16 protein-coding genes are annotated in these 15,536 nt (G+C 70.5%); 9 read left to right on the top strand and 7 right to left on the bottom strand.

Features of this window, described 5'->3' with window-relative positions; translation table 11 throughout:
• Window position 1: 1 nt before the first annotated feature.
• A complete protein-coding gene (locus tag ACZ7NC_RS02140) occupies window positions 2–184 on the top strand; it encodes a hypothetical protein (protein ID WP_062704261.1) in 183 nt (60 codons plus the stop codon).
• A gap of 3 nt (window positions 185–187) precedes the next feature.
• Here ACZ7NC_RS02140 and ACZ7NC_RS02135 read toward each other — a convergent pair whose 3' ends face one another.
• The 4 genes from ACZ7NC_RS02135 to ACZ7NC_RS02120 form a co-directional block, all read right to left on the bottom strand.
• Window positions 188–1,594 carry a tannase/feruloyl esterase family alpha/beta hydrolase gene (locus ACZ7NC_RS02135; protein ID WP_471484120.1) on the bottom strand — a complete coding sequence of 469 codons (1,407 nt, stop codon included), beginning with the start codon at window positions 1,592–1,594 and terminating at the stop codon, window positions 188–190.
• A gap of 280 nt (window positions 1,595–1,874) precedes the next feature.
• The gene (locus tag ACZ7NC_RS02130; RefSeq protein WP_471484119.1) at window positions 1,875–2,756 is read right to left on the bottom strand and encodes a hypothetical protein; all 882 of its coding nucleotides are present in this window, start codon (window positions 2,754–2,756) and stop codon (window positions 1,875–1,877) included.
• A 136-nt stretch (window positions 2,757–2,892) separates the two neighbouring features.
• Entirely contained in the window at window positions 2,893–3,189 is a 297-nt protein-coding gene (locus tag ACZ7NC_RS02125; RefSeq protein ID WP_471484117.1) for a hypothetical protein, read from the bottom strand.
• Window positions 3,190–3,410: 221 nt separating this feature from the next.
• Complete coding sequence (locus ACZ7NC_RS02120; protein ID WP_471484116.1) at window positions 3,411–4,010, bottom strand: class I SAM-dependent methyltransferase; 600 nt, start codon at window positions 4,008–4,010, stop codon at window positions 3,411–3,413.
• A 152-nt stretch (window positions 4,011–4,162) separates the two neighbouring features.
• Here ACZ7NC_RS02120 and ACZ7NC_RS02115 point away from each other — a divergent pair, with 152 nt between their 5' ends.
• From ACZ7NC_RS02115 to ACZ7NC_RS02095, 5 genes are all read left to right on the top strand, one after another.
• On the top strand, window positions 4,163–4,936 hold the full coding sequence (locus ACZ7NC_RS02115) for an MHYT domain-containing protein (protein WP_471484114.1): 774 nt from the start codon (window positions 4,163–4,165) through the stop codon (window positions 4,934–4,936).
• Window positions 4,937–4,999: 63 nt separating this feature from the next.
• Window positions 5,000–7,519, top strand: a complete 2,520-nt coding sequence (locus ACZ7NC_RS02110) for a sensor histidine kinase (protein WP_471484112.1) — start codon at window positions 5,000–5,002, stop codon at window positions 7,517–7,519.
• The gene (locus tag ACZ7NC_RS02105) at window positions 7,516–7,953 is read left to right on the top strand and encodes a roadblock/LC7 domain-containing protein (RefSeq protein WP_471484110.1); all 438 of its coding nucleotides are present in this window, start codon (window positions 7,516–7,518) and stop codon (window positions 7,951–7,953) included. The genes ACZ7NC_RS02110 and ACZ7NC_RS02105 overlap by 4 nt, the downstream gene beginning before the upstream one ends.
• 22 nt (window positions 7,954–7,975) lie before the next feature.
• Window positions 7,976–8,389 carry a DUF742 domain-containing protein gene (locus ACZ7NC_RS02100; protein ID WP_471484108.1) on the top strand — a complete coding sequence of 138 codons (414 nt, stop codon included), beginning with the start codon at window positions 7,976–7,978 and terminating at the stop codon, window positions 8,387–8,389.
• 138 nt (window positions 8,390–8,527) lie between these two features.
• On the top strand, window positions 8,528–9,142 hold the full coding sequence (locus ACZ7NC_RS02095) for a GTP-binding protein (RefSeq protein WP_471484106.1): 615 nt from the start codon (window positions 8,528–8,530) through the stop codon (window positions 9,140–9,142).
• Between the two features lie 51 nt (window positions 9,143–9,193).
• Here the strand turns inward: ACZ7NC_RS02095 and ACZ7NC_RS02090 are convergent, their stop codons facing one another.
• Window positions 9,194–9,622, bottom strand: a complete 429-nt coding sequence (locus tag ACZ7NC_RS02090; protein ID WP_471484104.1) for a PPOX class F420-dependent oxidoreductase — start codon at window positions 9,620–9,622, stop codon at window positions 9,194–9,196.
• 96 nt (window positions 9,623–9,718) lie between these two features.
• Here ACZ7NC_RS02090 and ACZ7NC_RS02085 point away from each other — a divergent pair, with 96 nt between their 5' ends.
• On the top strand, window positions 9,719–10,132 hold the full coding sequence (locus ACZ7NC_RS02085) for a roadblock/LC7 domain-containing protein (RefSeq protein WP_471484102.1): 414 nt from the start codon (window positions 9,719–9,721) through the stop codon (window positions 10,130–10,132).
• A gap of 127 nt (window positions 10,133–10,259) precedes the next feature.
• A complete protein-coding gene (locus ACZ7NC_RS02080) occupies window positions 10,260–11,171 on the top strand; it encodes a DUF6397 family protein (protein WP_471484101.1) in 912 nt (303 codons plus the stop codon).
• On the opposite strand, the gene ACZ7NC_RS02075 is transcribed toward ACZ7NC_RS02080, so the two are convergent.
• Both ACZ7NC_RS02075 and ACZ7NC_RS02070 read right to left on the bottom strand, forming a co-directional pair.
• Window positions 11,158–12,027 carry an acyl-CoA thioesterase gene (locus tag ACZ7NC_RS02075; RefSeq protein ID WP_471484099.1) on the bottom strand — a complete coding sequence of 290 codons (870 nt, stop codon included), beginning with the start codon at window positions 12,025–12,027 and terminating at the stop codon, window positions 11,158–11,160. The genes ACZ7NC_RS02080 and ACZ7NC_RS02075 overlap by 14 nt on opposite strands.
• Window positions 12,028–12,046: 19 nt before the next feature.
• Window positions 12,047–14,560 (bottom strand): DEAD/DEAH box helicase, encoded by a 2,514-nt coding sequence (locus ACZ7NC_RS02070; RefSeq protein WP_471484098.1) that lies wholly within the window; start codon window positions 14,558–14,560, stop codon window positions 12,047–12,049.
• A gap of 145 nt (window positions 14,561–14,705) precedes the next feature.
• Here ACZ7NC_RS02070 and ACZ7NC_RS02065 point away from each other — a divergent pair, with 145 nt between their 5' ends.
• A complete protein-coding gene (locus ACZ7NC_RS02065) occupies window positions 14,706–15,500 on the top strand; it encodes a metal-dependent hydrolase (RefSeq protein WP_471484097.1) in 795 nt (264 codons plus the stop codon).
• The last annotated feature ends 36 nt before the right edge of the window (window positions 15,501–15,536 follow it).

Raw genomic sequence — 15,536 nt, 5'->3', positions numbered from 1 at the left:
CATGTCGAAGAACGCGAAGATCGCCGCGGGAGGTGTGGCGGCCGGTCTCATCCTGTTGATCTGGCTGCCGTGGTGGGCCGCGCTCCTGATAGTCCTGGGAGTCCCGGCCGCCGCGTACCTCACGCTCGACCCGTCACAGCGGCGCAGGCTGCGCCGCGCCACGCGCAAGGAGCTGGGGCGCTGATCCTCACCCGGCCGCCGGTGCGACAGGGCTGGACAGCGCACAGGAGTTGAGCACATCACCGCTCGCGGGCCTGCCCACGGTACGGTCCGCGGGCGGTCGGGTGCCTCGCTCCACCCAGGAGACCAGCGCGTCGAACGCCGACCGGTAGCAGGGCAGGATCGGCCGGAGCCGGTCCGGGTAGGTGTCGTACAGCCCGTCGACGTGCGTGCCGCCCGCGATCGTGAAGTAGCGGTGCAGTGGTCCCCGCCCGCTCGCGTCGATCATCCGGGCGTACACATCGGAGTCGGCCGTCTTCGGCAGCAGCGCGTCCAGATCACCGTGCAGCGTGATCAGGGGTCGGCCGATGCGCCCGGTCAGGGCGACGCGTGCCACCGCGCGATGGACGGAGGCGGGCCGGGAGGCGTAGTCGTACCGGGCGTCGGACGCGCACGGCGCCAGGATCTGCTCCGGTGTGGTCCCGGCGGACGGACCAGGGCAGCCGGGGTCGTACGCCGGGTCGAACTCGGCGCGGTAGATCTTCTGGGTGACTCCCCAGTAAGCCTGCTCGTGGTACGGCCACAGGAACTCGGAGCCAGGTGCGAAGCCGACCGCGTACAGGTCCTCGTCCCGCGCGGAGCCGAGCATGCGCGACACGGCCGTGGGCAAGGAGGTGAGGAGGCTGGGGCCGTCCGCGGTCCACAGGGCGCCCTCCCAGTCGACGCCGCCGTCGTACAGCTCGGGATGGTTCTCGAGCTGCCAGCGCGTCAGGTATCCGCCGTTGGAGATGCCGGTCATGTACGTACGACGGGGAGTGTGGCCGTAGCGCTGGGCCACGGCCTTGCGCGCGGCTCGCGTCAGCTGAGTGGTCCGCGTGTTCCACTCCGCGACCGCGTCACCGGGTCGTTCGCCGTCCCGGTAGAAGTCGGCGCCGCTGTTGCCCTTGTCGGTCGCCGCGTAGGCGTAGCCCAGCGCGAGCACCTGGTCGGAGATCGCCTTGTCCGTCGCGTACTGCCTGCGGGTGCCCGGGGCCCCGGTGACGACCAGTCCGCCGTTCCAGCGGTCCGGCAGCCGGATCACGAACTGCGCGTCGTGACGCAGGCCGTGGGTGTTGTTGAACCGAGAGGAGTCAGGGAAGTAGCCGTCGATCTGAATCCCGGGAATCCCGGACGGCGTCCGGGTGCCCCGTGCCGTCAGCCCGGCCTGGTCGCTGGTGTCGGTGTAGGGCGTGCCGGAGAGCCCCGTCGTGGTCAGATCCGGAAGGCACGTGGTCTGCTGGAAGGCTGCGCCCGGTACCCGTACGCGCTCCTGATGCCCGCAGTGCTCCTCGCCAACATCCGAGGCAACAGCCGCGGCCCTTGCGGGAGTCGGCCCGCTGAGGGCGGTGGCCAGCAGCGTGGCGGCGACGATCGGAACAGCCCTGGACAGGCGCATGGCGGCCTCCTGGCAGAGGGGACACGGGGACATGGGGGAGCGGAACCGCGAAATCTGCCTCATGGTGCGGGTTCGGCTCCGCGCCATCCATGGGTTGGGCCCACATGGAACGTCGCCGTGAGATAGGGCCTCGGGACAGGGCTGCCTGGAGGAGGCCGGCAGTGACACCGCCGTGAGCCCGCTGGCCCTGGAATCGAGGCGCGTCGCGTCGCGCTCCCGGCAGTGCTGCCGTGCCGGGAGCTCACCTGCGGGCGCGCCGACGCGCCGCCCTCAGCGCGGCTCAGATCGGGCGTACGGCCATCTTGTCGAGCGCTTCCAGCAGCCCCGGCAGCTCCGGTCCACGGCCCACCGGCAGGACCTCGCCGGGTTCGTCGTCCATGAGCACGAACGCGATGTCGTCCGTCCTGGCGACCAGTGACCAGCCGGGGCCGTCAGCGCGCAGGGTTCGTGCGTCGCCCGGGGCGAAGGAGGAGCGGACGCGGCCGAGGGGCGGCGGGGAGTCCACGTACGCGCGAGCCTCCGCGAGGACCCGCCGGATGCCGCTGCGACGGCCCTGGCTCTCGGCCTCCTCGCCCTTCTCGGCGTTCGCGGCCTTGTCGCCCTCGCCCTCGCTCGCGTCCGCACCCTCGGCGGCCTCCGACGTGCCGCCCGACGTCGCGAAAGCGGCGTCGTCGACCTGCTCCCGCCACATCGCCCATTGCAGGGCGATCTCGTCCGCGCCCAGGCGTCGCTGCGCCGGACCCCACACGCTCGTGTCCGGCGGGGTCAGCGGCGGGCCGTCCGCGACCTCGGGGTCGGGGTCGTGCGGTGCGGGCACATTGGGGGCGGCGACGGCGACCGCCAGCGGCCACCCGGGCAGGGCGACCACGACCGTACGCTCGTCGGGTGACAGGTCGTACTCCATGCCGCAGTCCCAGGACGCGATGGCGACGGCCACCAGCGAGACGTCGTCGATGACGACCGTCCACCGGGCGCCGTCGCCGTCCTGTCCGAGCACCAGGCCGTAGCCGTCGGCGAGCGGCGCGAGGCCGAGCGACGCGCAGGCCTCCGGATAGTCGTCGCCCAGCACGCTCGGATACTTCGCCGGCGTCAGCAACACCGCCGTGAGCACGTAAAGCGCATCGTCCGCGGCGGCGACGGCCTCCTCGTCCGTCCCGGCCATCCCAGCCTCCCCATCGGTTCGTCCATCGGCGCGCACCCTAGTGCGACCGGAAGCCGCTTGTCACGACTCCCAGACGTACCCGAGCTGCAGCTTTCCGGCCGGACGGGGCGAATCGACCGCGATTTTGCCAACACTGTCAGGCCGCCGGGAGCCCGAGCAGGGACCGGGCCACGCTCTGCGGCGACTCGTCGCGCTCCCGGGCGAGCGCGATGACGGCGCGGCACGCCAGCTCGCTCACCCCGAACGACAGTGCCTCCGGGGACACCCAGCCGGTCGCCTCGTCGATCTGGTCCTGGTCGTCCTCCGCGCAGGCCGACACATACACGGCGGCGGCTTCGAACAGATTGTGTGTGCGCCGCTCCCCGCCGGTGTCCGGCTCCGTGCGAAAGGCGCGGAGGAACCTCGCACACGACTTGCTCACCCTGCCCCACATACTGACCACCTTCCCCCTCTGCGGCTGTCCTGGTTGATCGCTCATCTTCTGCTAATCAACGTAGAGTTGGAGTCCCGGCGGCAGAAGGGCGACGACGCGGTGAAGGGCCCCCGGCCCTGGCCCTCGATGATCCTGGCTCACCGTGCCCGGCGTCGGCCACAGCGTGATGCTCGACAACCCTGACGCCTTCGCCGCGGTCGTCGCCGGACAGGCCTGAGCCGTCAGGTCTCCCGTACAGCGAGCGCCAGGAAGCGGTCGTCCTCGTCGACGTACGACGTCATGCGCCATCCGGAACCGGCCGGCAGCGGCCGGAGGTTGGGCTCGGCCCGCAGGTCGTCCGGGGTGATCTGCCGGCCCTGGCGCGCCGCGAGCGCCGCCCTGCCGATCGGGTGGAACAGCGCGAGCGTGCCACCGGGGCGCACCACGCGGGCCAACTCCCGCAGGTTCTCGGCGGGATGCGCCAGATGCGCGATGAGGCCGGCCGCGAACACGGCGTCGAGCGACTCCGACCGCAGCGGCAGCGTGGCCACGTCGGCGAGCAGCAACTGCCCGTCCTCGTCCCGTCCGGCCCGTACGGCGGCTTCCAGCATGGCCGGGGTCAGATCGGCCCCCAGGACCGCTCCCGAGGGCCCCACGGCGGCACGCAGCGGCGGCAGGGCGCGGCCGGTGCCGCATCCCGCGTCGAGCACCCGAGCCCCCTCGCGCAGGCCGAGCTCGGCGACCGCGGCAGCGTAGGCGGGCCCGTCGTCGGGGAACTTGCGGTCCCAGTCGTCGGCGCGGGCGGTGAAGAACTCCTGCACATGTGTGTGGTCGTCGCTCATGCTCCGCATGATCCCTCACCGGCACGGATGACGCCGCTGTGCACACGTTCGAGCGTGAGGCGGTCGTTCCGGTGCATATCCACGTCATATTCCAACAGCTTTCGAAATGCGCCCCCTTCGTGCGCCCTTGCTCCGGCTAGCGTCCCGGGGCCATGGGACACCTGGACCACGCCGCCCTCGGCTGGCTGACCCCCGTGCTGTCGTACGTGATGGCCTGCACAGGCGCCGCGCTCGGCCTGCGCTGCACCGTCCGCGCCCTCGACGCCACCGGCCGGTCGCGTCGCAACTGGCTCGTCACCGCCGCCTCGGCGATCGGCACCGGCATCTGGACCATGCACTTCGTGGCCATGCTGGGCTTCAGCGTCAGTGGCACCGACATCCGCTACGACGTGCCGCTCACCATCCTGAGCCTCCTCGTCGCCATGATCGTCGTTTGCGCCGGCGTCTTCGCCGTCGGATACGGCCGTGACCGCACGCGCGCGCTCTTCCTGGGCGGACTCACCACCGGGCTCGGCGTCGCGAGCATGCACTACCTGGGCATGGCCGCCGTGCGACTCCACGGCGACGTCACCTACGACCCGCTGCTCGTCGGACTCTCCGTACTGATCGCCGTCGTCGCGGCGACGGCGGCCCTGTGGGCGGCGCTCAACATCAAGTCGCCCGTCGCCGTCACCATCGCCTCGCTGATCATGGGTGCGGCGGTCAGCAGCATGCACTACACCGGCATGTTCGCGGTCGGCGTCGACGTCACACCCGCCGACCAGATCCTGCCCGGGGCCACGGCGATGCAGTTCATCTTCCCCCTCGCCGTCGGCCTCGGGTCCTACCTCTTCCTGACCTCCGCCTTCGTAGCGCTGTCGCCCACGACAGAGGAGCGCGAGGAGTCCGTGGCGGCCAAGAGGTCGGCAGAGAGCGTCCCCGGCTAGCCGCAGGACCGGACCGGCGAGGGCCGGGAAGCACGCCCCGAACCACTTCCGAGCGAGGAGGCCATGCGCCCACCCCGTAGGACCACCGCAGCCGGCGCCGACACGCCGTCCCCGCCTCCGATGCGCGGCCGCCGCGCCCATGCCGGGCCCCCGGCCGACGAAGGCTCGGACGAGCCCGCGGGCAGGGAGCCGGACGATCCACCCACGCCCGCGGTGCGCCGGCACATACGGCCGCGCACAGTCCGCGCCAAGATCATCTGCCTGCTGATGGTGCCCGTCGTCTCGCTGCTGGCCCTGTGGGGCTACGCCACGGTCACCACCGCGCAGGACGTCTCCCGGCTGCGCCAGTTGCAGCAGGTCGACTCCGAGATCAGGACACCCGTCGCGGCCGCAGTGGCCGCGCTCCAGGACGAACGCGGGGCCGCGGTGCGCTTCGCGACCGACCCGTCGGCCGCGCGCGGGGACGACTTGAGGAAGCGCGCGCAGGCCACGGACAGGGCGGTGGCGCGGCTGCGGCTGGGCGAGAACACCACGGTCGCCGACAGCGGGGAATTCCCTGCCGGAGTGGCCCGGCGCCTGGAGGCGTTCGTCAGCGGCACGGAGCAGCTGAGCACGGTACGCAGTGACGTTCTCGACCGCCGTTCGGGCTGGGACGTGGCCTACGGGCGGTACACGCGGACCATCGCGACCGCGTTCTCGGTGGACGGCGCGCTCACCGGCATCCAGGACGCAGAGCTCGGCTCCGACGCGCGCGTACTGCTCGAATTCGCCCGCGCGGGAGAGGCGTTGGCCCAGGAGGACGTGGTGCTGGACAGCGCGCGTCTCGCGGGGCGCCTCGACGGAGTGCGGCTGCGCCTGTTCACCGGCGCCGTCGACACCCGCCGTACCCTCACCGAGTTCGCCGTGGCCGACCTGCGCGGACAGGAGGGCGCGGCCTGGCAGCGGCTCACGGACGGCAGCGACTACGCGACCGTGGTGGCCGCCGAGGACAGGGTCCTCGCCAGCGCACCGGGTGCCCAGGCCGCCGACACGGCGGCTGAGGGCTCCTGGAGCAAGGCACACGCGCGCGTGCAGGACGGAATGCGGACGATCGCGCAGGACGCCGGGCGCGATGTCGCCGATCGTGCCGACCCGTTCGCCCGTGGACTGCTCACCCCGGCCGGCGCCGCCGTGCTCCTCGGGCTCGTCGCCGTCGCCGCCTCACTCGTGATCTCCGTACGCATCGGCCGTGGTCTCGTCGTCGAGCTGGTCAGCCTGCGCAACAGCGCGCTCGACATCGCCCGGCACAAACTCCCCGAAGCGATGCGGAAGCTGCGTGCCGGCGAGGAGATCGACATCCGGGCCGAGGCCCCGCCCGGACCGCCCGCGGAGGACGAGACCGGTCAGGTCGGCGAGGCCCTGGGCACCGTCCACCGCGCCGCGCTCAGGGCCGCCGTGGAGCGCGCCGAGCTCGCCAGCGGCATCTCCGGCGTCTTCGTCAACCTCGCCCGCCGCAGCCAGGTGCTCGTGCACCGTCAACTGAGCCTGCTGGACAGCATGGAGCGGCGTTCCGACGACCCGAACGAGCTGAGCGACCTCTTCCGGCTCGACCACCTCACCACCCGCATGCGACGGCACGCGGAGAGCCTGATCATCCTCTCCGGAGCGGCGCCCGGACGCGCCTGGCGGATGCCGGTCTCCCTCACCGACGTGGTCCGCGCGGCCGTCTCGGAAGTCGAGGACTACGCGCGCGTGGAGGTCCGCCGGCTCCCGGAGGCGTCCGTCATCGGGGCTGCCGTCGCCGACGTCACGCACCTCCTGGCGGAACTCGTCGAGAACGCCGCCCAGTTCTCGCCTCCGCACACGCGCGTGCGCATCACCGGCGAGCCCGTGGGCAACGGATATGCCGTCGAGGTCGAGGACCGCGGCCTCGGCATGGGCAAGGAGACCCTGGCCGAGGCCAACCGGCGCATCGAACAGTCCGAGGCGCTCGACCTGTTCGACAGCGACCGACTGGGCCTCTTCGTGGTCAGCAGGCTCGCCTCCCGGCACGGCATCAAGGTGCACCTGCGCACCTCGCCCTACGGCGGCACGACCGCGGTCGTCCTGCTGCCCACGGCCCTGCTGCACAGCGCGTTGGCGGAACGTTCCCCCGGTGTCACGGCGGACGCCTCGTGGCCCGCGGAACGCGAGCACGCGCGCGTGCCCGCCACCGAACGGCTCCAGGAGCCCGTCCACGCGGCCGCCGACCGGCCCGCCCTGGTGGCCCCGGCACCGACCGCGACGCAGCCCACGAACCACACCCCACCTCCCGGAGTCACCACCTTGAGACTGCACCGCCCACCGGAAGACTCCGAGACCTCCGACGACCTCCCACGCCGTGTGCGGCAGGCGAGCCTCGCCCCCCAACTGCGCGAGGGACGCCCCGAGGAATCGGCAGGGGCGACCCCCTCGAACGACGACCAGCGCACCCCCGAACTCGTCAGGGACCGCATGGCGGCCTACCGCGACGGCTGGGCGCGCGGCGGCGGCAGGCAGCCCGGCCGCTCGGCCACCCCCGACATCCCACCGCGCGGCGACAGCAGCGAAGGAGACCCCGCATGATCCAGGATCCGAGCATGAGAGCCGCCCAGCGGTCCGGCGAACTCGACTGGCTGCTGGACGACTTGGTGCTGCGTGTGAGCGAGGTACGGCACGCCGTGGTGCTGTCCAACGACGGGCTCGCCGTGGGGGCGTCCACGGACCTTCGCCGCGAGGACGCCGAGCACCTCGCCGCGGTCGCCTCCGGCTTCCACAGCCTGGCCAAGGGCGCGGGCCGGCACTTCGGTGCCGGTGGGGTGCGCCAGACCATGGTGGAGATGGACGACGCCTTCCTGTTCGTGGCGGCCGCGGGTGACGGCTCCTGTCTCGCCCTGCTCACCGCCGTGACCGCCGACATCGGGCTGGTGGCGTACGAGATGGCGCGACTGGTCAAGCGGGTCGGCGAGCATCTCTACACGCCCCCACGCGCCGCAGCGCGGCCGCCCGCCGCGGGATGAGCCGGAGAGGCGGCGCGCGCACATGACCGACGAGACGACGGGCGCCCCGCGCGAGCAGGGCAGCCAGTGGTACGACGGCGAGGCCGGGCCCCTGGTCCGCCCGTACGCCATGACCGGCGGACGCACCAAACCCGGCCCCACCGGCATACGTTTCGATCTGATCGCCCTTGTCACGCTGTCCGCCTCCGCATCAGGAGCCGACGACGACCGCGCGCTCGGGCCGGAACACCGGGCCCTGATCGAGCTGTGCCGGCCCGAGACGCAGTCGGTCGCCGAACTCGCCGCGGGCGCCGACCTGCCCGTGGGGGTCGTCAGGGTGCTCCTCGGCGACCTCCTGGAACGTGGGCACGTCACCGTCAGCCGTCCGGTACCCCCCGCACAGCTTCCCGACGAGCGGATCCTGCGCGAGGTGATCGAAGGATTGCGAGCGCTGTAGATGAGATGTCAGAACAGGAAAGAGACGGTCGCATCGGGCAAAAAGCGGTCCAATCCCGCGAAACGCGGCCGCAGTTGCCATGATGCTGACTCGCACACCGACGTCGACCGATGCCGGCACTCCCGAGAGAAGTGATCGATGGTCTCCGAGCACTCCGACGCTTCCGACGCCACCGACGGCGAGACCGCCGCGCTGGCGCTGAAGATACTGGTCGCCGGCGGATTCGGCGTGGGCAAGACCACCCTGGTGGGCGCGGTCAGTGAGATCAAGCCGCTGCGCACCGAGGAACTGCTCAGCCAGGCCGGTCAGTTGGTGGACGACACCGACGGTGTGGATCAGAAGGTCACCACGACCGTCGCCATGGACTTCGGACGCATCACCATCCGGTCCGGCCTGTCCCTGTACCTCTTCGGCACCCCGGGGCAGGACCGCTTCTGGTTCCTGTGGGACGAGTTGTCACAGGGAGCCCTGGGCGCAGTGGTCCTGGCGGACACCCGGCGCCTGGAGGACTGCTTCCCCGCCGTGGACTACTTCGAGCACCGGCACATCCCCTTCGTCGTCGCCGTCAACTGCTTCACGGGCGCCCGGACATACGGCGCTCAGGACGTCTCACGCGCCCTCGACCTGGACGGCGGAACCCCGGTCGTGCTCTGTGACGCTCGGGACCGCGACTCGGGGAAGGAGGTGCTGATCCGACTCGTCGAGTACGCAGGGCGGATGCACACCGCCCGGCTGCTCAACTCGGTCGGCTGACCGGCGAAGGCCGGTCGGCCTCGGGGCGCCGACCGGCCTTCGCGCCCGCCGTCAGTCGGCGACGTCCTGCTCCGCCAGCACCTTGTCGATCGTGACGCGGACGAGGAGTTCACCCGGGACGCCGTTGCGTTTCCCGAACTCCTCCGCGCGCTCCTCGCCCATGTACCGCGCCCCGATCCGACCCGCCCAGTGCCTCAGCTCCTCAAGATCCTCCGAGAGCCGGGCCCGGCCCTGGAGCACCACGAAGGAGTACGGCGGCCGGTCGTCGTCCACGCACAGCGCGACCCGGCCGTCGCGGGCCAGATTGCGGCCCTTCACGCTCGACTTGCCGGTGTTGAAGATCAGGTCCTCGCCGTCGAGTACGAACCAGATCGGCGCCACATGCGGACTGCCGTCGGCGCGCACCGTCGAAAGCTTTCCGGTCCTTGTGCCGTGCGAGACGAACTCCCGCCATTCCTCATCGGTCATCTTCTTCGCCATGCCCCCATCCTCCTTGCCCACGGGCCGGATTGTCGGGAAGGCTGGCAAAGAGATCCTCCGCCGCCGGGGGAGACATCTACACGGGGAGACCGCATCATGGCGCAGAACCAGGGGCTTGACTGGCTGCTGGACGACCTGACCGAGCGCGTCGATCATGTGCGACACGCGCTGGTGCTGTCCAACGACGGTCTGGTGACCGGTGCGAGTACGGGACTGCGACGCGAGGACGCCGAGCATCTCGCCGCCGTCTCGTCCGGACTGCACAGCCTGGCCAAGGGCTCGGGACGGCACTTCGGCGCGGGCCGAGTGCGTCAGACGATGGTCGAGTTCGACGACGCCGTACTGTTCGTCACCGCGGCGGGCACCGGGAGTTGTCTGTGCGTCCTCAGCGGCGCGGAAGCCGACATCGGCCAGATCGGATACGAGATGACCCTGCTGGTCAACCGGGTCGGTGAGCACCTCGACGTGGACCCCCGAAACCCCGAACGGGCACCGCTCACAGACCTCTGACCTGCTCATTCGCCCTCTCCCGTGGAGTTATCCACAGGCCCGCCCGAAGATCAGGCGAACCGGCTACGGTTTTTGTCACGGCGAGCGCACGGAGCGTGAGCCACTGACCGCACGGGGGAGATCGACCATGTCAGGCGACACCATCACGCCAATGCACCGCCCTGTCTGCACGCCGAGTCGCGCGGCACGGGAACTGGGGCTGAAGCGAGGCGAGTTGGATCTCGCCCTTCACCTCGGGCTCATCCGGACCGTGCCCGACGAGGGAGGCGGAGGCCGCCGCATCCCACGGTCCGAGATCCACCGGCTGACTTCGGGGGAGGGCTTCCCGGACGCGTTGCTGGACCGTGTGAAGGCCGTCGGTACGACGCAGGGTGCGGACGTCATGGGCGTGCCCGCCGGCAGGTTCACGCGTCTCGCCCGTCTGGGCCTGGTGGTGCCGGTCACCTTCTATCTGAACCGCTATCGAGCCGTGGTCTGGCTGTATCTGGCCGAGGAGTTGAAGCGGTTCGCCATGGACGAGAAGAACGCCCCACTGCTGAACGACCGCCGTATGCCCGAAGGACTGCGCGCCATGCTGGACGCGGGCGTGGATCTACGTCCACGCAACTGGCGTGGACGCCATCGTGGATTCCTGCTGCGACTGGCCGAGGACCCATGGGAGCGTGCCGGGGCACTGGCCGCGTTCCTCGATCCCGTCCAGATCGCGGAGATCGTCCCGGACCCCTATGAGCGCTCCCATCTGAACCGCTTCCGGCCGGGGCCGCCGGCATCCGGTACACCGGGTTCGCCCTTCGCGCTCATCTCCGAGAGGATCATGACGGCCGACGACCCGGACGAGATCGGACTGCTGCGGGCCGACCTGACGGCGGTTCTGGACGAGGCACGCCAGGCACGGCCCGCGCCGCGTCCCACGGGGGAACGGGCCCCGGTGCCCGCGCATCCAAGGCAGCTCGGCTCGCCCCGGCCCGAGGAGCCGGAACCACCGCGCGGCCTGCTGAGTTGGCTCCGGCGCAGAACTCCACGGGCTACAGCGCTCTGAACAGTCCCTCCTGGACGACGGACACCAGCAGGCGTCCCTCCAGGTCGTAGATCCGTCCACGGGCGAGGCCCCGGCCACCCGTCGCGATCGGCGACTCCTGGTCGTACAGGAACCACTCGTCCGCGCGAAACGGCCGATGGAACCACATGGCGTGGTCCAGCGACGCGATGTCGAAGCTGCGTGGGCCCCAAAGAGGTTCGACGGGGATGCGGACGGCGTCCAGGAGGGTCATGTCGCTGGCGTAGGTCAGCGCGCAGGTGTGCACGACCGGATCGTCGCCCAGCGGTCCGACCGCACGCATCCACACCGCGCTGCGCGGCTCGGCGTCTTTGACGTCCTCCTTGGTCCAGCGCAGCCGGTCGACATAGCGGATGTCGAAGGGCTGACGCCGGGCCATCCGCTCCAACTGCTCGGGCAGCCTACCCAGATGCTCACGGATCTCGTCGCTGACCGTCGGCAGCGACTCCGGGTCCGGGACCTTGCGGGCCGGCGGCAGCTGGTGCTCGAAGCTCCCTTGCTCAGGCTTGTGAAAGGAGGCGGTGAGATTGAAGATCGTGCGTCCCTGCTGCACGGCGGTGACCCGCCGGGTCGTGAACGACCTGCCGTCCCGCACCCGTTCGACCTGGTACACGATCGACACGCCGGGCCGCCCCGGACGCAGGAAGTACGCGTGCAGCGAGTGCACCGGGCGGTCGCCGTCCGTGGTGCGTGCGGCGGCGACCAGCGCCTGGCCGGCCACCTGGCCGCCGAAGACCCGCTGCAAGGACTCCTGCGGGCTGCGGCCCCGGAAGATGTTCACCTCGATCTGCTCCAGGTCGAGCAGGTCGACGAGCCGCTCGGCCGGGTTGGTCGTCATGAGTGGGAGTCTCCTGTGCTCAGAGCTGGCCTACGTCGGTGACGCGGACCACGGCTCGGCCCTCCGCGTCGGATGCGGTGAGGTCGATCTCCGCGCTGATGCCCCAGTCATGGTCGTCGTTGGGGTCGTCAAAGATCTGACGGACCCGCCACAGCCGATTCGCCGGCTCCTCCTCGATCACCAGGAGCTTGGGGCCGCGCGCGTCCGGACCGGTACCGAGGTCGTCGTACTCGTCCCAGTACTTGTCCATCGCCTCGCCCCAGGCCTCGGCGTCCCAGCCGGCGTCGGCGTCCATCTCGCCCAGCTCCTCGACATGGTCGAGCGCGGCGAGTTCGACGCGACGGAACATGGCGTTGCGGACGAGTACGCGGAAGGCACGCGCGTTGGTGGTGACCGGTTTGACCTCGTCGGCCTTCTCCTGGGCCTCCTCGGCGGTCATCTCCTCCGGGTTGGCGAGCTGTTCCCACTCGTCGAGCAGGCTGGAGTCGACCTGGCGCACCATCTCGCCGAGCCACTCGATCAGGTCCTGCAGGTCCTCGGACTTCAGGTCGTCCGGGATGTTGTGGTCGAGGGTCTTGAAAGCGCCGGCGAGGTAGCGCAGCACGATGCCCTCGGTGCGGGCCAGCTCGTAGAAGGACACCAACTCCGTGAAGGACATCGCCCGTTCGTACATGTCCCGGATCACGGACTTCGGCGACAGCGGATGGTCGCCGACCCAGGGGTGGCTCTTGCGGTACGTGTTGTACGCGTGGAAGAGCAGTTCCTCCAAGGGCTTCGGGTACGTGATGTCCTGGAGGCGCTCCATGCGCTCCTCGTACTCGACGCCGTCCGCCTTCATCGCGGCTACGGCCTCGCCCTTCGCCTTGTTCTGCTGGGCGACGAGGATCTGCCGCGGGTCGTCCAGGGTGGACTCGACGACGGACACCATGTCCAGGGCGTAGGACGGCGACTCCGGGTCCAGCAGCTCGAATGCGGCAAGCGCGAACGTGGACAGCGGCTGGTTGAGGGCGAAGTCCTGCTGGAGATCGACCGTGAGGCGGACGATGCGGCCGCTGGCGTCCGGTTCGTCGAGCTTCTCGACGATGCCTCCGTCCAGCAGCGAGCGGTAGATCGCGATGGCCCGCCGGATGTGCCGCAACTGCTGTTTGCGCGGCTCGTGGTTGTCCTCCAGCAGATGCCGCATCGCCTCGAAGGCGTTGCCCGGCCGGGCGATCACCGACAGCAGCATGGTGTGCGTCACCCGGAAACGGGACGTCAACGGCTCGGGCTCGGAGGCGATGAGCTTCTCGAAGGTGTTCTCCGTCCAGGCGACGAAGCCCTCGGGAGCCTTCTTGCGGACGACCTTGCGGCGCTTCTTCGGGTCGTCGCCCGCCTTCGCGAGCGCCTTCTCGTTCTCGATGACATGCTCGGGCGCCTGGGCGACGACGAAGCCCGCCGTGTCGAAACCGGCCCGCCCGGCACGGCCGGCGATCTGGTGGAACTCACGGGCGCGCAAGGTGCGCACGCGGCTGCCGTCGTACTTGGTGAGAGCCGTGAACAGCACCGTGCGGATGGGGACGTTGACCCCCACACCGAGCGTGTCCGTGCCGCAGATGACCTTCAGCAGACCGGCCTGCGCGAGCTTCTCCACGAGGCGCCGGTACTTCGGCAGCATCCCGGCGTGATGGACACCGATGCCGTGCCGGACATAACGCGAGAGGTTGCGGCCGAACTTGGTGGTGAAGCGGAAGTTGCCGATCAGCTCGGCGATCTGGTCCTTCTCCTCGCGCGAGCACATGTTGATGCTCATCAGCGCCTGTGCCCGCTCCACGGCCTGCGCCTGCGTGAAGTGCACGATGTAGACCGGCGCCTGCTTGGTCTCCAGCAGTTCGGTCAGGGTCTCGGTGAGCGGGGTGAACTTGTACTCGTAGGACAGCGGCACGGGGCGGGTCGCCGAGCGGACCACCGACGTCGGGCGGCCGGTGCGCCGGGTGAGGTCCTTCTCGAACATCGAGACATCGCCGAGGGTGGCCGACATCAGGATGAACTGCGCCTGCGGCAGTTCCAGGATCGGGATCTGCCAGGCCCAGCCGCGGTCCCCCTCCGCGTAGAAGTGGAACTCGTCCATGACGACCTGGCCCACGTCCGCCTGCTTGCCGTCGCGCAGCGCGATCGACGCGAGCACCTCGGCGGTGCAGCAGATGACCGGTGCGTCGGCGTTGACGGATGCGTCGCCGGTCAACATGCCCACGTTCTCGGTGCCGAAGATCTTGCACAGCTCGAAGAACTTCTCCGAGACGAGCGCCTTGATCGGAGCGGTGTAGAAGGTGACCTCGTCCCGGGCCAGCGCGGCGAAGTGGGCGCCCGCGGCGATCATGCTCTTGCCGGAGCCGGTGGGCGTCGACACGATCACGTTCGCACCGGAGACCACCTCGATCAGCGCCTCCTCCTGGTGGGGGTAGAGCGTGAGCCCACGCTCCTCGGCCCACGACTCGAAGGCTTCGTAGAGGGCGTCGGGGTCGGCGGTCGGCGGCAGCTGATCGATGAGGGTCACCCCACCATCTTGCCTGCCCTCCTCCCCCATAGGGGAATCGGCTGCGAGCACGAAGATCGTGAACGCTACGCTGTGTCGCCGACAACACGTCAGCGAACCAGGTCAACTGGACAGTGGCACACGAGGAATGGGGCGGACACCGGCCATGATGGGACCAGCACACTCACTGTCGGGCGCCGCCGCCTGGCTCGGCGTCGGAGCGGCCGCCGCGGCGGCCGGGCACGGGATGCCCTGGCCCGTGCTTCTCTCCGGCGCGCTGATCTGCGCCGGTGCCGCACTCGCCCCGGACCTCGATCACAAGGCCGCCACGATCTCGCGGGCCTTCGGTCCGCTGTCGCGCTGGCTGTGCGAGATCGTCGACAAGCTGTCGTACGCCGTCTACAAGGCGACGAAGAAGCAGGGCGATCCGCGCCGCTCCGGTGGGCATCGCACGCTCACCCACACCTGGCTGTGGGCGGCCCTGATCGGAGCGGGCGCCTCCGTGCTGGCGATCACCGGCGGCCGCTGGGCGGTGCTGGCGATCCTGTTCGTGCACATGGTGCTGGCGATCGAGGGCCTGCTGTGGCGCGCGACCCGGGGCTCCAGCGCCGATGTCCTGGTCTGGCTGCTGGCCGCGACCAGCGCGTGGATCCTCGCCGGGGTCCTGGACAAGCCGGGCAACGGCGCGGACTGGCTGTTCACGGCGCCGGGCCAGGAGTATCTGTGGCTGGGGCTCCCGATCGTGCTGGGCGCGCTGGTGCACGACATCGGGGACGCGCTGACGGTTTCCGGCTGCCCGATCCTGTGGCCGATCCCGGTGGGCCGCAAGCGCTGGTACCCGATCGGTCCGCCCAAGGCCATGCGGTTCCGGGCCGGCAGCTGGGTCGAGCTGAAGGTGCTGATGCCGGCGTTCATGCTGCTCGGCGGAGTGGGCTGCGCGGCGGCGCTCAACGTGATCTGAGCGGGTGGGCGCAGGCAGGACACGCCCCCGGTGACG

The sequence above is a fragment of the Streptomyces sp. NPDC111802 genome, assembly GCF_055634335.1.
Note: the sequence above shows the minus strand (reverse complement) of the source record. Positions and strands in the feature narration are given on the sequence as shown.

Bases quoted from the DNA above. Each gene is read 5' to 3' on its own strand.
- ACZ7NC_RS02100 (WP_471484108.1), top strand. From the start codon at position 7,976: ATGACCGACGAGACGACGGGCGCCCCGCGCGAGCAGGGCAGCCAGTGG.
- ACZ7NC_RS02115 (WP_471484114.1), top strand. From the start codon at position 4,163: ATGGGACACCTGGACCACGCCGCCCTCGGCTGGCTGACCCCCGTGCTG.
- ACZ7NC_RS02120 (WP_471484116.1), bottom strand. From the start codon at position 4,010: ATGAGCGACGACCACACACATGTGCAGGAGTTCTTCACCGCCCGCGCC.
- ACZ7NC_RS02080 (WP_471484101.1), top strand. From the start codon at position 10,260: ATGTCAGGCGACACCATCACGCCAATGCACCGCCCTGTCTGCACGCCG.
- ACZ7NC_RS02135 (WP_471484120.1), bottom strand. From the start codon at position 1,594: ATGCGCCTGTCCAGGGCTGTTCCGATCGTCGCCGCCACGCTGCTGGCC.
- ACZ7NC_RS02105 (WP_471484110.1), top strand. From the start codon at position 7,516: ATGATCCAGGATCCGAGCATGAGAGCCGCCCAGCGGTCCGGCGAACTC.
- ACZ7NC_RS02130 (WP_471484119.1), bottom strand. From the start codon at position 2,756: ATGGCCGGGACGGACGAGGAGGCCGTCGCCGCCGCGGACGATGCGCTT.
- ACZ7NC_RS02065 (WP_471484097.1), top strand. From the start codon at position 14,706: ATGATGGGACCAGCACACTCACTGTCGGGCGCCGCCGCCTGGCTCGGC.
- ACZ7NC_RS02125 (WP_471484117.1), bottom strand. From the start codon at position 3,189: ATGTGGGGCAGGGTGAGCAAGTCGTGTGCGAGGTTCCTCCGCGCCTTT.
- ACZ7NC_RS02140 (WP_062704261.1), top strand. From the start codon at position 2: ATGTCGAAGAACGCGAAGATCGCCGCGGGAGGTGTGGCGGCCGGTCTC.
- ACZ7NC_RS02110 (WP_471484112.1), top strand. From the start codon at position 5,000: ATGCGCCCACCCCGTAGGACCACCGCAGCCGGCGCCGACACGCCGTCC.
- ACZ7NC_RS02095 (WP_471484106.1), top strand. From the start codon at position 8,528: ATGGTCTCCGAGCACTCCGACGCTTCCGACGCCACCGACGGCGAGACC.
- ACZ7NC_RS02085 (WP_471484102.1), top strand. From the start codon at position 9,719: ATGGCGCAGAACCAGGGGCTTGACTGGCTGCTGGACGACCTGACCGAG.
- ACZ7NC_RS02075 (WP_471484099.1), bottom strand. From the start codon at position 12,027: ATGACGACCAACCCGGCCGAGCGGCTCGTCGACCTGCTCGACCTGGAG.
- ACZ7NC_RS02090 (WP_471484104.1), bottom strand. From the start codon at position 9,622: ATGGCGAAGAAGATGACCGATGAGGAATGGCGGGAGTTCGTCTCGCAC.